This is a genomic window from Mycoplana sp. MJR14 (assembly GCF_029210525.1).
In the GTDB taxonomy this organism is placed as follows: domain Bacteria; phylum Pseudomonadota; class Alphaproteobacteria; order Rhizobiales; family Rhizobiaceae; genus Mycoplana.
The window spans coordinates 121,939-135,114 of the sequence record NZ_JARGEO010000006.1 but is presented as its reverse complement, the minus strand read 5'-3'; the positions used below and the strand labels follow the sequence as shown (position 1 = coordinate 135,114).

Genomic DNA, 13,176 nt, shown 5'->3' with positions numbered 1-13,176 from the left:
CGCCTGGCGAGAGGTCATGGCTCACGACCGAAGAAGAAAACGAACGGACCATCGTCATCGCCCTCACCATCCTGCCGGGAATAGCCCGGCCGGATCGAACTTCTCCTTGATCCGCAGGCTCAGCGCCTCGATCGCCTCGGCCTGCGGCTGCAGGATCGGCGTGGAAGCCAGGGCCGCTGCCGAGGCGCGCATCAGCGTCGCGTGCCCTCCCCCCAGCGCCTTGATGTAGCGCCGGACGAGCTCGGCCTCGGGATCGGCCTCCATCCGCAGCCAGACGAGGCCGCCCTGCCAGTCGTAATAGGCATCGACGCCCGTCTCCAGACGCAGGCCGGCGACGAGCTGGTGGCCGACGGTCGGGGCGACGGAGACCCGCCAGAGCGGGCGGGCGGTGCCGTCGGCGAAAGGATGGACGTCGCGGATCTCGCGCCAAATCTGCTGGGTCGCCCCGGCATCGAGCACGGACACCGCGCCGAAGGGCGCCATCGCCGACCCCAGCTTTTCCGCGCGGACGGCGACCGAGGCCGCAAGCCCCTCGAGGCGCAGCACGGTCGCCGATCCGTCCGGCAGGCGTCCGCCGAGGAAACGGCCGCGCACGCTTTCCGGCAGGTGGGCGGCCCCCGAGACTTCCACCGTCATCGACATCGCCGTCGCCATGGCGGCCACGGCCTCGGCGTCATTGAGACCGGAAACGACGATCGTGACCGCATCCTCCGGGACCGGCAGCAGCCGGAAGGTCACCTCGGTCAGGAAGGCGAGCGTGCCGCGCGATCCGGCGAGGAGCTTGGTCAGGTCGAGGCCGGTGACGTTCTTCATCACCCGCCCGCCGGCCTTGACGATCTCGCCCGCGCCGTTGACGAAACGCACGCCGAGCAGGCTGTCGCGGGCGGCACCCGCGACGAAGCGGCGCGGACCGGAGGCATTGGTGGCAAAGACGCCGCCGATCGTCGGGATGCCGCCGGTGCCGAGCACGGCCCGCAGGTCCGGCGGTTCGAAGGACAGCATCTGCCGATGTCTCGCAAGGATCGCCGCGATCTCCTCAAGCGGCGTGCCGGAGCGGGCGGTCATCGTCATCTCGGCCGGGTTGTAGGCCACGATTCCAGAGAGGTTCGCCGAGGACAGGTAGTCGCGGCCGCCGGCGGGCACGAGCGTGCGGGTGCCGCCGCCGCGGATCTGCAGCGGGCTTCCGGCTACTGCGGCGGCAAGGATGATCCGTGCGGCCGCCTCTTCGGAGAGGGGATCATGGATGACGCTCATGCGGCCGGTCGCCCTTCCAGCGGGAACACCTTGGACGGGTTGAGGATCCACTGCGGATCGAAGGCGGCGCGCACGGCCATCTGCTGGGCGAGGTCGGCCTCGGCATACTGGTGGCGCATCAGGTCGCGCTTCTCGATGCCGACGCCATGTTCGCCGGTGAGGCAACCGCCGGCGTCGACGCAGAGCTTGAGGATCTCGTTGCCCGCCTCTTCGGCGCGCGCGGCATCGTCCGGATCGTTGGCGTTGAAGAGGATCAGCGGATGCATGTTGCCGTCGCCGGCATGGAAGACGTTGGCGACGCGCAGGCCGTGGCGCGCGATGATCTCGGCGGTGCCGCGAAGCACATGCGGCAGCTGGCTCAGGGGCACGGTGCCGTCCATGCAGATATAGTCGGCGATCCGGCCGGTGGCGCCGAAGGCGGACTTGCGGCCCTTCCAGATCAGCGCCGCCTGGGTGGCCGACTGGCTCTCCTTGACCACCTTGACGCCGTGGCGCCTGGCGATCTCGATGATCGCGCGCAGCATGTCGTCCATCTCGGCCTCGGAACCCTCGACCTCGACGATCAGGAGCGCCTCGACGTCGCTCGGGTAGCCCGCACCCGCGAACGCCTCGCAGATGGTGATCGCCGGCTTGTCCATGAACTCGATCGCGACAGGGATGATGCCGGCTGCGATGATGTCGGCGACGCAGGCGCCGGCCTCCTCGGAGCTGTCGAAGCCGAACAGCACCGGCCGTGCGCCCTCAGGCTTGGCGATCAGGCGCACCGTCGCCTCGGTGACGATGCCGAGCTGGCCTTCCGAGCCGCAGACGAGGCCGAGCAGGTCGAGCCCCGGCGCATCCAGCGCCTTGCCGCCGAGCTCGATCACCGTGCCGTCGACCAGCACGAGCTTCACGCCCAGGAGGTTGTTGGTCGTGACACCGTATTTCAGACAGTGGGCGCCGCCCGAGTTCATGCCGATGTTGCCGCCAATGGTGCAGGCGAGCTGGGAACTGGGGTCGGGGGCGTAGAAATAGCCGTCGGCGGAGACGGCATCGGAGATCGCCAGATTGGTGACCCCGGCCTGCACCGTGGCGGTGCGGTTGGCGTAGTCGACCTCGAGGATGCGCGACATCTTGGAGAGGCCGAGAACGACGGCGTCCTCCTGCGGGATGGCGCCGCCGGAGAGCGAGGTGCCGGCGCCGCGCGGCACGACCGGGATGCCGTAGCGGTGGCAGTATTTCATCACGGCCGCCACCTGGGCCGTCGTCTCCGGCAGGGCGACGGCGAGCGGCACGCGGCGATAGGAGACGAAGGCGTCGGTCTCGAAGGGGACGAGCTCGCGCGGTTCGTGAACCAGGCAGCCCTCGGGAAGAAGATCCATCAGGTCGGCGACGATCTCGCGCCGCCGCGACAGAACCGCGGCCCGCGGCGGCAGAAAGCCGATCTGCTCCATCCCGAATTCTCCCCTTTCATGAAATGGTCTTTTTTGTTTACCACTTTGCACATGCCCAGGCAAATGCTAAGGACTTTTTCCACTAGGGCGAAAATGGACCGCATTTGTGACGGACCTGGGCGATCTCGACATATTCTCGCGCGTCGTCACCACCGGCAGCATGTCGGCGGCGGGCCGGGCGCTGGGCCTGTCGCCGGCCGTCGTCTCCAAGCGAATCAAGCGGCTGGAGGAACGGCTCGGAACCAGGCTGCTGCAGCGCACGACCCGACAGGTCTCGCTGACCGAGGCCGGGCAAGGCTTTCACGAGCGCATCCTCGGCATTCTCGCCGGCATCGAGGAGGCGGAGGCTTTCGTCGCCGGGCGGGCCGGAGCGATACGGGGGACGCTGCGGATCTCCGCGCCCACCTCCTTCGGCCGCATGCACATCGCCCCGCATCTGAAGGGCTTCATGGAGGCCAATCCGGAGCTGGTGGTCAATCTGGTGCTGACCGACGACTTCTCCGACATCGTCGGCGAAGGGTTCGATCTGGCGATCCGGATCGGCGAACTGCAGGACTCCTCGCTGGTCGCCCGCAGGCTGGCGCCGGTGCGGCGGGTGCTGGCGGCCGCGCCGTCCTATCTCGAGCGCCACGGATTTCCGCGCACAATCGGCGACCTTGCCGGCCATGTCTGCATCCCTCCGCACAGCCAGGATGCCTGGCGGCTGGAGGGGCCGGAGGGCGCCGTCGTCTTTCGGCCGCAGGGAACCCTCGTCACCAATTCCAGCGAGGTCGTCCGCGAGGCGGTGATCGCCGGCATGGGGATCGCGCTGCGCTCGACCTGGGACATCGGCACCGAGCTCCGCGACGGCCGGCTCGTGCAGGTGTTGCCGCAATACGAGAGTTCGCGCAACGTCGTGCTGTCGGCGATCTACGCCAGCCGCCAGTTCCTGCCGGCCAAGGTGCGCCTGTTCATCGACTATCTCGCCGATCTCTACGGCCCGACGCCCTACTGGGAGCACGCCGGCGGACCGGACTGAGCGCGGTCACCTCGCCTCAGCTCAGTGCGCGTCCTCCTCGGCGTGCCTGCGGCGGATGGCGCGGACGAGCAGCCACATGCCGAAGACGACGACGGGGACGGAGAGGCCGGTGAGCGTCTCCGGCTTGGCCGGCAGGCCGATGTCGTGCAGGGCCTTGGCCACGTAGCCGAACAGGCCGACGACGTAGTAGGAGATCGCCGCGACCGACAGGCCCTCCACCGTCTGCTGCAGGCGCAACTGAAGTTTCGCACGTCGATCCATCGAATTCAGCAGGGTGGCGTTCAACTGTTCCAGCTCGACATCGATCCAGCTGCGCAGGAGTGCCGTGGCGCGGGCGAGCTTGCGCGACAGGTTCGCCTGCCGCTCTTCCACCGACTGGCAGGTGCGCATGGCCGGTGCGAGACGGCGCTCGAGGAAGAAGCCGAGCGTCTCGTAGCCCGGGATCGCCACCTCCGCCAGCGTGCGGATGCGTTCCTGCACGATGCCGTAGTAGGCGCGGCTGGCGCCGAAGCGATAGAGGCTGAGCGCCGCATTGGCCTCGAGTTCGGCGGCAAGGCGGGTGATCTCGGAGAGCATCGCGTCCGCCTCGTCGCGCGCATGCTGCTTCATGCGCTGGGTGATGGCCGTCAGCCCGTCCTCGATGCGGCGGATCTCCGGCGACAGCGACTGGGCGAGCGGCAGGCCCATCATCGCGAGCGTGCGATAGGTCTCGATGTCGAGCAGGCGCTGCACCAGCGCGCCGCGCCCGGCCGGGGTCATGCCGCGGTCGATGACGAGGATCTGTGTCAGGCCGTCGCCGTTCTGCCGGAAGTCGGTGACGATCACCGCCTGCCCGTCCTTGACGTCGCTGTAGCAGAGGCTGGTGGGATCGAAGACGCCGATCGCCTCGCGCGTCTGCGGGGTGTCGGGGCGGATTTCCAGGCGGATGCCGGAAATCAGCGTGCCGGGCGGCGAAAAGCTGTCGCCGAAGGGATGGACGGGCACGACGTCGCCGAACTTCTCCGGCACCGGACAGTCCCAGAAATAGGTGGAGAACTCGGTGTGACGCTCCCAGCGCAGGGTCCCCTGCCCCCAGCCCATCGCGTGATGGTTGGCGTCGCGCGCCGGCGGAGAAACCCCGCGCGAGCGCGACAGCTCCGACAAAACGGCGTGGTCGACGCTCGTGCCGCCCTCGGTCAAAAAGGCCAGCTGGAAGATCACGCGTGGCGACGGCACCAGCGTGTATGGCCGCGAATGTATTTCGCCGAGCGCCTGGGCGCGCTGCGCCGCCGGCGGAAACGCGAAGCTGCCGTTCTTCATATCCGCATCGTCCCCTCTTGATGCATCTACGTTCCCTTGTTTAGCAAACGACAATTCCATTGGACAAACGGCGCATTGACGCATCCCCGATTTTTGCGGCTGGACAAGTTTATTGACCAGTTCGGCGCGGCTGCTATCCTTGCGGCATGGAAAGCGTTTCCGCCCGTCCCGGTTTCGATCTGTTCACGCGCGTCAGCCACGGCCGCACGGCCGACGAGGTCGTGCGGCAGATCGAACTCTTGCTGCTCGAGGGCATCCTGCGCGACGGCGACCGCCTGCCGGGCGAACGGGAGCTGTCGCAGCGCTTCGACGTTTCCCGGCCGATCCTGCGCGCCGCCCTGAAGGAGCTCGAATCGCGCGGCCTCCTCGTCAGCCATCACGGCGGCGGCACCTATGTCGCCGACGTCATCGGCCAGGTCTTTTCCCGGCCGGTGGTCGAGCTCATCGCCCGCCACCAGCGCGCGACCTTCGACTATCTGGAGTATCGCCGGGCACTCGAGGGGATCACGGCGGAGCTTGCGGCGCAGCGGGCGACCGATCTCGACCGGAGCATGCTGAACGCGATCCTGGAGGACATGCGCCGAGCCCATGCGAGCGGGCGGTTCGAAGACGAGCTTGCCGCCGACGTCGACCTGCACAATGCGATCGGCGAGGCGGCGCACAACATCATCCTGCTGCACACGCTCCGCTCCTGCTACCGGCTGCTGGAACAGGGGATCTTCTTCCACCGGCACCTCGTCTTCGCCTCCGAGCAGGCGCGGCTGCAACTCCTGTCGCAGCACGAGGCGATCTGCGCGGCCATCGTCGATGGCGACCCGGTCGCGGCGAAGGCCGCCGCGCACGCCCATATCGACCATATCGCCGCGGCGATCCGGGAGGCGGAGCGGACGGGCGAATGGCAGCGCATATCGCAGCTTCGGATGCAGCAGCGCAACGCTTCGGCAAAAAGCGAATAGCGCCCCGCCATTTGGCCCACTTTTCGGTCTATCACGGTGGATGCGCGCGGCCGGGCCCGTTTACACGCCCGCGAAAGCTCCCATATTTGATCGAAGGCAACCCGAATCAGCCCGCGCCGAGGCTGGAAGGAATGACGACGAAATTGAACCTTGTGCACCGCATCGCCAGTGACGTGCGACTGATGTTCCGGCGCCCTGCCCGGTTGCAATACGCCGCGCTCTGCTATCGGTACAGGAAGAAGCAGAACCATCTGGAGCTCCTGTTGATAACCAGCCGGGACACCGGGCGGTGGGTCATTCCGAAGGGCTGGCCGATGAAGGGCCGCGCATCGCATGCCGTCGCCGAGCGCGAGGCCTACGAGGAGGCGGGCGTCAAGGGCAAGGTGCACAAGCAGGCGATCGGATACTACATGTACCAGAAGGGGCTGGCGCAGGGCATGAAGCTGCCGTGCAAGGTGCATGTCTATGCCCTGGAAGTCGACGACCTGTGCAAGAGCTTTCCGGAAAAAGGCGAACGGCGCCTGGAATGGGTGGGGTGCGCCGAAGCGGCCGCGCGCGTCGCCGAACCCGGACTGAAGAAGCTGATCCTCGACTTCGAACGTGACTGGCAGAGCCAGCACAACGCAGCGCCCGCGAAAAATGCGCAGGCGTAATCCCTCCCTCTTATTGCTCTCGCGATCCTGAGGCTTTAGTGCCACCGTGACGCTGGAGCACCCGATGGACAATACCCCCAAGCGGCTGGGCAAGCCGACCCTCGACAAGGATCTCGACAAGCTGACGCGGGTCGAAGCAGCCACGCATTTCGTGTCTAGGGGACTGATCGCACCGGGGCTCGGCTTCATCTTCCTGGCGCTCGCCATGATCGTCGCGGGCGCCTCCGTGATCGACCAGCCCGGCGCTGCCATCGTCATCGCCGGTTCGGCGCTCGCCGCCTACATGGCCATGAACATCGGCGCCAACGACGTCGCCAACAATGTCAGCCCCGCCGTCGGTTCGGGCGCGCTGACCATGGCGGTCGCGCTGATCATCGCCGCGATCTTCGAGACGCTGGGGGCGATGCTCGCCGGCGGCGACGTGGTCTCCACCATTTCCGAGGGGATCGTCGCCCCGTCGTCCATGCCCGCCGAGACGCTGATCTGGGCGATGCTCGCGGCGCTTCTCTCCGCCGCCGTCTGGATCAATGTGGCGACCTGGCTCGGCGCGCCGGTGTCCACCACCCACGCCATCGTCGGCGCGGTGATGGGGGCTGGCATTGTCGGGGCCGGACCCGCGGCGGTCGACTGGCGGCTGATGTCGGGAATCGCGACGAGCTGGGTCGTCTCGCCGCTGCTCGGCGGGACCATCGCCGCCGCCGTCCTGCTCTTCATCAAGGAAACGATCATCTACCGCGACGACAAGATCGAAGCGGCGCGACGATGGGTGCCGGTGCTGATCGCCGCCATGAGCGGCAGCTTTGCCGCCTATCTCGCGATCAGCCCGCTCGCCCATCTCCTCAAGCTCGGGATCGGCGCCTGCCTGCTGATCGGGGCCGGCGTCGGCGGGGCGACCTACGCCGTCTGCGTCCCGGTGATCGCCCGTCAGTCGGTCGGGCTGGAGAACCGCAACCAGTCGCTGCGCAAGCTGTTCCGGGTGCCGCTGATCTTCTCCGCCGCGCTGCTGTCGTTCGCCCATGGCGCCAACGACGTGGCGAACGCCGTCGGCCCGCTGGCGGCGATCGTCCACGCCGCGCGCACCATGCAGACGGGCTTCGACAGCACGGTGCCGCAATGGGTGATGCTGATCGGCGCGCTCGGCATTTCCCTCGGCCTGCTGCTGTTCGGGCCCAAGCTGATCGACCTCGTCGGCAAGGAGATCACCAAGCTCAACCCGATGCGGGCCTATTGCGTGGCGCTTTCGGCCGCAGTGACCGTGCTTGTGGCCTCGGCGCTCGGATTGCCGGTCAGCTCGACACATATCGCCGTTGGCTCCGTCTTCGGCGTCGGCTTCCTGCGCGAATGGTACACGCTCAACTCCCAGCGCCGGCTCGACTATATCCGCCGTCGCGGCGGCGTCATCGATGCGGACGAGTTCGAGGAGCGCAATCCCGACGAGATCAGCCGCCGCCGGCTGGTCCGCCGCTCGCATTTCATGACGATCGTCGCGGCCTGGATCATCACCGTGCCGGTCACGGCGATGGCAGCCGCCATCCTGTTTTCCATCCTCAACGCGCTGTTCGGCTGACGGGAGAGACCATGCGCGCCAACTATCGCATGCAGCGCCTGTTCGTTGCCGCCGACCTTGCCGCGGGGAGCGCGTTCGAGGCATCGAAGGAGCAGTTCCACTACCTCGCCAACGTGCTGCGGACGGAGGAAGGCGCTCGGCTGCTCGTCTTCAACGGCCGCGACGGCGAGTGGGTGGCCGAGGTCTCGTTCCCGACGCGCAAGCGCCTGCTTCTGACCGCCATCGAGCAGACCCGGCCGCAGCCGGAGCCGAGCGACCTGCACTATCTCTTCGCCCCGCTGAAGGTCGGCCGTCTCGACTACCTGGTGCAGAAGGCCGTCGAGATGGGCGCCGGCCTCCTGCAGCCGGTCATGACCCAGCATGTCCAGGGCAGGATCGGCAGCCTCGAGCGGCTGGAAGCCAACGTGATCGAGGCGGCCGAGCAATGCGGTATCCTCGGCATTCCGAAGGTCGCCCCTCCCCTGAAGCTGGAGGAACTGCTGCAGGACTGGCCGCAGGAGCGCCGCATCGTCTTCTGCGACGAGGGGCACGGCAGCCAGAACCCGCTGCCGGTGCTGCAGGAGATCAGGGAGCGGAAGCTCGCGCTGCTCGTCGGCCCCGAGGGCGGCTTCTCCGATGCCGAACGTCAACTCCTGCGCGGCCTGCCCTTCGTCACGCCGATCCCGCTCGGCCCGCGGATCCTCAGAGCCGACACCGCGGCCGTCGCGGCGATGGCGGTGATCCAGGCGACCATCGGCGACTGGCATTGACCGCCGGCCCGCCGGTGGAGCGCGTTTCCAGGAAAACGAGGCCAGACAGCATTCTGTTTTTTTGAAGGCATCTTGAAAGAAATTTGCTTGCACCGCACATAATTACGGCCCAAACACCTTCACCCTGCCTGGCCTCTTGCGGCCGGGTCCCACCTGCACAAGAAGACGCCCATGGCCCGTGATACCACCGACCAGACGCCGGTTCGCTCGACAGCGGAAATGGCCGAGTACCTCGCTTCCGGCTGCAAGCCGAAGGAGGAGTTCCGGATCGGGACGGAGCATGAGAAGTTCGTCTTCTTCACCGCCGACAACAGCCCCGTGCCCTATTGCGGCGAGCGGAGCATTTCGGCGCTGCTTGCGGGGATGCAGCAGAAGAGCGGCTGGGCGCCGATCATGGACGGCGAGAACATCATCGGGCTTGCCGGGCCGTCCGGCGCCGGCGCGATCTCGCTGGAGCCCGGCGGCCAGTTCGAGCTGTCCGGCGCGCCGCTGGAAAACATCCACGAGACCTGCAAGGAATCGAACCAGCACCTGGCGACGCTGCGCGACGTGGCCGAGCCGCTCGGAATCCGCTTCCTCGGCATGGGCGGCAGCCCGAAATGGACGCTCGCCGAAACCCCGCGCATGCCGAAGTCGCGCTACGAGATCATGACCCGCTACATGCCCAAGGTCGGCACCAAGGGCCTGGACATGATGTATCGCACCTGCACGATCCAGGTGAACCTCGACTTCTCCTCGGAAGAGGACATGCGGCGCAAGATGCAGGTGTCGCTGAAGCTGCAGTCGCTCGCCACCGCACTGTTTTCCTCCTCGCCCTTTACCGATGGCCGGCCGAACGGCCTGCTCTCCTGGCGCGGCGACATCTGGCGCGACACCGACAACAACCGCGCCGGCCTCATTCCCTTTGCCTTTGCGCCCGACTTCGGCTTCGAGCGCTATGTCGAATGGGCGCTCGACGTGCCGATGTATTTCGTCGTCCGCGACGGCAAATACCACGACTGTACCCACATCACCTTCCGCCAGTTCATGGCCGGCGCCCTGAAGGGCGAGATCGCCGACTGGCAGCCGAACATGGGGGACTGGACCAACCATCTCTCCACGCTCTTCCCCGACGTCCGCCTCAAGCGCTTCCTGGAGATGCGCGGCGCCGACGGCGGCCCGTGGCGGCGGATCTGTGCGCTGCCGGCCTTCTGGGTCGGACTTCTCTACGACGACGCGGCACTCGCGGCCGCCGAGGAGCTGACGCGCGACTGGACGGTGGAGGAGGTCACGGCGCTCCGCGACGCGGTGCCCGCGCAGGGCCTGAACGCCAGCCACCGCGGCGTCGATCTCTGGACGCTGGCGCGCGAGGTGGTCGCGATCTCACGCTCCGGCCTTGCCGCCCGCAACCGCCTCAACGGCGACGGCGTCGACGAGACCGTCTTCCTGTCGCCGCTGGAGGAGGTGCTCGCCAAGCGCTCCACCCTCGCCGAGGACATGCTCGCGCTCTACAATGGCCGCTGGCAGCAGTCCGTCGAGCCGGTCTTTGCCGACTACCAATATTGAACCGTCAGTCCCGGGCCACCAAAGAAACCGGTTTCCGCCGCCGCCATTGCCGTTATAGTGCAAGGACATGCTTCGACATGGCCGGGGCGCGCGAACGCCCCTAGAGAACAAGGGGAGCGGCGATGATTGCACTGTACGACTTGATGCTGAAGGCCCAGGACGGCAGTGCCCTGGATGTGATGGCCAAGCAGTTCGGCCTCGCCCAGAGGCAGGCGAACGAGGCCGTGTCGGCGCTGATGCCGGCGTTTTCGGAGGGCATGAAGCGGGCCGCCGCCAACCCTTACGATTTCACGAGCTTCCTGAAGGCCCTCTATTCGGGCGACCACGCCAAATATTTCGAGGACATGACCAAGGCGTTCACGCCCACGGGCATCGCCGAGGGCAACGACCTCTTGTCGCAGTTCTTCGGCTCCAAGGAGGTGTCGCGGGCGATCGCGGCCCAGGCGGCGCAGATGACCGGGATCGGCCAGGAGATCTACAAGCAGATGCTGCCGGTGGTGGCCAACACCCTGATGGGCGGCCTGTTCAAGCAGTCGGCCTCGCCGTTCTTCCCCGGCATGCAGCAGGACAAGGACAACCCCTTCCTTGCCGCCATGCAGCAGTGGATGGAGGCCACCGGCATGGCCAAGAAGCCGGAGCCGCAGACGAACCCCTTCAACAATCCCTTCACCCAGGCGTTTTTCGGCACGACCCCGAAGAAGGAGACGCAGGATCTCTTTGCCGACAATCCCTTCGCCAAGGCGTTTTCCGACATGATGTCGGTGATGTCGGGCAAGAAGCCCGAGGAAGAGGCCGCGCCCGAAAAGGCCGAGACGCCGGCCGATTCCTGGTCGAAGTTCGTCAATACCCTGTTCGACACCGGGCTCGAGATGCAGAAGGACTACCAGAAGAACATCGAGGAGATCTTCGACACGATGAGCCGGTCGGCCGCGGCACCGCCGCCGAAGGATCCGAAGGATGCCAAGTAGGTCGAAAAAGCCCTGCGGGCACAAAAAGGCCCGGCGGAACCATTCAAGGTCGCGCCGGGCAAGCGGCAGGGTTATTGGCTCTCACCCTGCGGGGAAGCTGGGAGGCGCCCTCAGTCGGGGCGACCGCTCCGGATATGTCTGCGCGACCGTTCGCGCGCCGTGACCGTCAGGTGCAATCCCGGATCGGCGAAGAACGTCGAGGTCATCGCGTCGCTGATGTCCTCGCGCCGCAGCCCGATGTCGAGCAACTGGTGGTCGTCGAGGTCATGCAGGTGATTGATCGCCGCCCGGTTGCGCCATGTGCGCACCATCCTGACCGCAGAGAGGCGAAGGCGGGCGAAAAGGCTCGGGACGGGCGGCCGCGCAGCGGCGAGGTCGAGGTCGATATGGTGGTCGTAGGTGCGCATGGCATTTCTCCTTTCCGGTGCAGCGCGCCGCTACGGCAAAAATGCGCGCACCTGTGATCGTTTCGCCAGCCAGGATCGGCAGGCGGTTAAAGTCTTCTGTCTTGCAAAATAAGGTCCATCCCGGCTGGAAGTCGTCCCGGGATGGATATGTACTCCCCTAAGGCGAGAGGCCGTCTGACCGGCCAATCACCTTGCATGCCCTTTTTCGCAAAATGACATTGATCAGTCCAACGAATGTTTCTAATAGTATTTATCAAACCCTCTGATGGAACATCGCCATGTCCGCTCCGCTCGATATCGATCAGCTGCAGACCTTCGTCGCGATCGCCGATACCGGCTCCTTCACCAAAGCCGCCGATCGCGTGTTCAAGACCCAGTCCGCCGTCTCCATGCAGATGCGCCGGTTGGAAGAGCGGATCGGCAAGCAGCTTTTCATGAAGGACGGCCGCGGCAACCGGCTGACGGCGGAGGGCGACCGGCTGCTGAATTTCGCCAGGCGGATGATCCGGCTGAACAACGAGGCGATCGCGGCCTTCGACGACAACCGACTCGAAGGCTCGCTGCGCATCGGCACGCCGGACGACTATGCCGACCGCTACATGCCCGAGATCATCATGCGGTTCGCCAAGACGCATCCGAATGTCGAGCTCTACATCGTCTGCGAGCCGTCGGTGGACCTGGCCGAGAAGATGGGCAAGGGCGAGCTCGACATCGCGCTCGTCACCCATAACCCGCGCGAGCGCCAGTCCGACGTGGTCCGCACCGAGCCGCTCTGCTGGGTGATGTCGGCCAACCATCCCCTGCCCGAGAACGCGCCGGTGCCGCTGGCCGTCGGCCGGCGCGACTGTCAGTGGCGGCAGGTCGCCTGCGCGGCGCTCGATTCGGTCGGCCGCGACTACCAGGTGCTGTTCACCAGCTGGTCCTCCACCGTCGTCGCCGCCGCCGTCATGGCCGGCATGGCCGTCTCGGTGCTGCCCGAATCGGCGCTGAGGCCGGGCATGCGGGTGCTGACGCAGGCCGACGGCTTTCCGCCGCTCGCCCCCGTCCAGATCGGCATCATGAAGCGGCCGGGGCTGTCTCCCTCGCTGATGAACGCCATCACCAGCCACATCACGGCCTGTCTCGACAACATCTCGCCGCTCGCCGTCAACGACGACCTGCCGGAGGCCGAGGTCAAGGCCTTCCCACGCCTGCCGCGCCTGCGGCCGGGACATGTGCTGCCGGGCTGGTGATGATCCTGCGGGTTTCGGCCTGATTCGGCAGCGATCGTCCTTTCGATTCGCATCTGCCCGCGGCGTCGCGGCGGGCCGGCTTTCCGTCGCGCCGG

The 13,176-nt window shown here is 66.8% G+C and carries 12 protein-coding genes; 8 read left to right on the top strand and 4 right to left on the bottom strand.

The window, feature by feature from the left end; translation table 11 throughout:
- Positions 1-63 precede the first annotated feature (63 nt).
- Positions 64-1,254: an FAD-binding protein gene (locus tag P0086_RS15875; RefSeq protein WP_275787258.1), complete on the bottom strand. Its 1,191-nt coding sequence runs from the start codon at positions 1,252-1,254 to the stop codon at positions 64-66.
- Positions 1,251-2,687 (bottom strand): FAD-linked oxidase C-terminal domain-containing protein, encoded by a 1,437-nt coding sequence (locus tag P0086_RS15870; RefSeq protein ID WP_148652745.1) that lies wholly within the window; start codon positions 2,685-2,687, stop codon positions 1,251-1,253. Before P0086_RS15870 ends, P0086_RS15875 begins: the two co-directional genes overlap by 4 nt.
- 106 nt (positions 2,688-2,793) lie before the next feature.
- Here P0086_RS15870 and P0086_RS15865 point away from each other — a divergent pair, with 106 nt between their 5' ends.
- The gene (locus P0086_RS15865; RefSeq protein WP_275787253.1) at positions 2,794-3,705 is read left to right on the top strand and encodes a LysR family transcriptional regulator; all 912 of its coding nucleotides are present in this window, start codon (positions 2,794-2,796) and stop codon (positions 3,703-3,705) included.
- Positions 3,706-3,726: 21 nt separating this feature from the next.
- Here P0086_RS15865 and P0086_RS15860 read toward each other — a convergent pair whose 3' ends face one another.
- On the bottom strand, positions 3,727-5,004 hold the full coding sequence (locus P0086_RS15860) for a DUF3422 family protein (RefSeq protein ID WP_112598484.1): 1,278 nt from the start codon (positions 5,002-5,004) through the stop codon (positions 3,727-3,729).
- Positions 5,005-5,150: 146 nt separating this feature from the next.
- On the opposite strand from P0086_RS15860, the gene P0086_RS15855 reads away from it, so the two are divergent.
- From P0086_RS15855 to P0086_RS15830, 6 genes are all read left to right on the top strand, one after another.
- Positions 5,151-5,960, top strand: coding sequence for an FCD domain-containing protein (locus P0086_RS15855; RefSeq protein WP_275787249.1), 810 nt, complete (start codon positions 5,151-5,153; stop codon positions 5,958-5,960).
- Between the two features lie 143 nt (positions 5,961-6,103).
- Positions 6,104-6,613, top strand: a complete 510-nt coding sequence (locus P0086_RS15850; RefSeq protein ID WP_275787516.1) for an NUDIX hydrolase — start codon at positions 6,104-6,106, stop codon at positions 6,611-6,613.
- A 64-nt stretch (positions 6,614-6,677) separates the two neighbouring features.
- On the top strand, positions 6,678-8,180 hold the full coding sequence (locus P0086_RS15845; protein ID WP_275787247.1) for an inorganic phosphate transporter: 1,503 nt from the start codon (positions 6,678-6,680) through the stop codon (positions 8,178-8,180).
- Positions 8,181-8,191: 11 nt separating this feature from the next.
- Positions 8,192-8,929: a 16S rRNA (uracil(1498)-N(3))-methyltransferase gene (locus P0086_RS15840; protein WP_275787244.1), complete on the top strand. Its 738-nt coding sequence runs from the start codon at positions 8,192-8,194 to the stop codon at positions 8,927-8,929.
- 171 nt (positions 8,930-9,100) lie between these two features.
- Positions 9,101-10,474 carry a glutamate--cysteine ligase gene (locus tag P0086_RS15835; protein ID WP_275787241.1) on the top strand — a complete coding sequence of 458 codons (1,374 nt, stop codon included), beginning with the start codon at positions 9,101-9,103 and terminating at the stop codon, positions 10,472-10,474.
- Between the two features lie 122 nt (positions 10,475-10,596).
- Positions 10,597-11,442 (top strand): DUF937 domain-containing protein, encoded by an 846-nt coding sequence (locus P0086_RS15830; protein ID WP_275787238.1) that lies wholly within the window; start codon positions 10,597-10,599, stop codon positions 11,440-11,442.
- A 110-nt stretch (positions 11,443-11,552) separates the two neighbouring features.
- On the opposite strand, the gene P0086_RS15825 is transcribed toward P0086_RS15830, so the two are convergent.
- Complete coding sequence (locus P0086_RS15825; protein WP_148191534.1) at positions 11,553-11,849, bottom strand: DUF1127 domain-containing protein; 297 nt, start codon at positions 11,847-11,849, stop codon at positions 11,553-11,555.
- Between the two features lie 278 nt (positions 11,850-12,127).
- Between P0086_RS15825 and P0086_RS15820 the strand changes: the two genes are divergently transcribed.
- The gene (locus P0086_RS15820) at positions 12,128-13,081 is read left to right on the top strand and encodes a LysR substrate-binding domain-containing protein (RefSeq protein ID WP_112600709.1); all 954 of its coding nucleotides are present in this window, start codon (positions 12,128-12,130) and stop codon (positions 13,079-13,081) included.
- Positions 13,082-13,176: the final 95 nt, after the last annotated feature.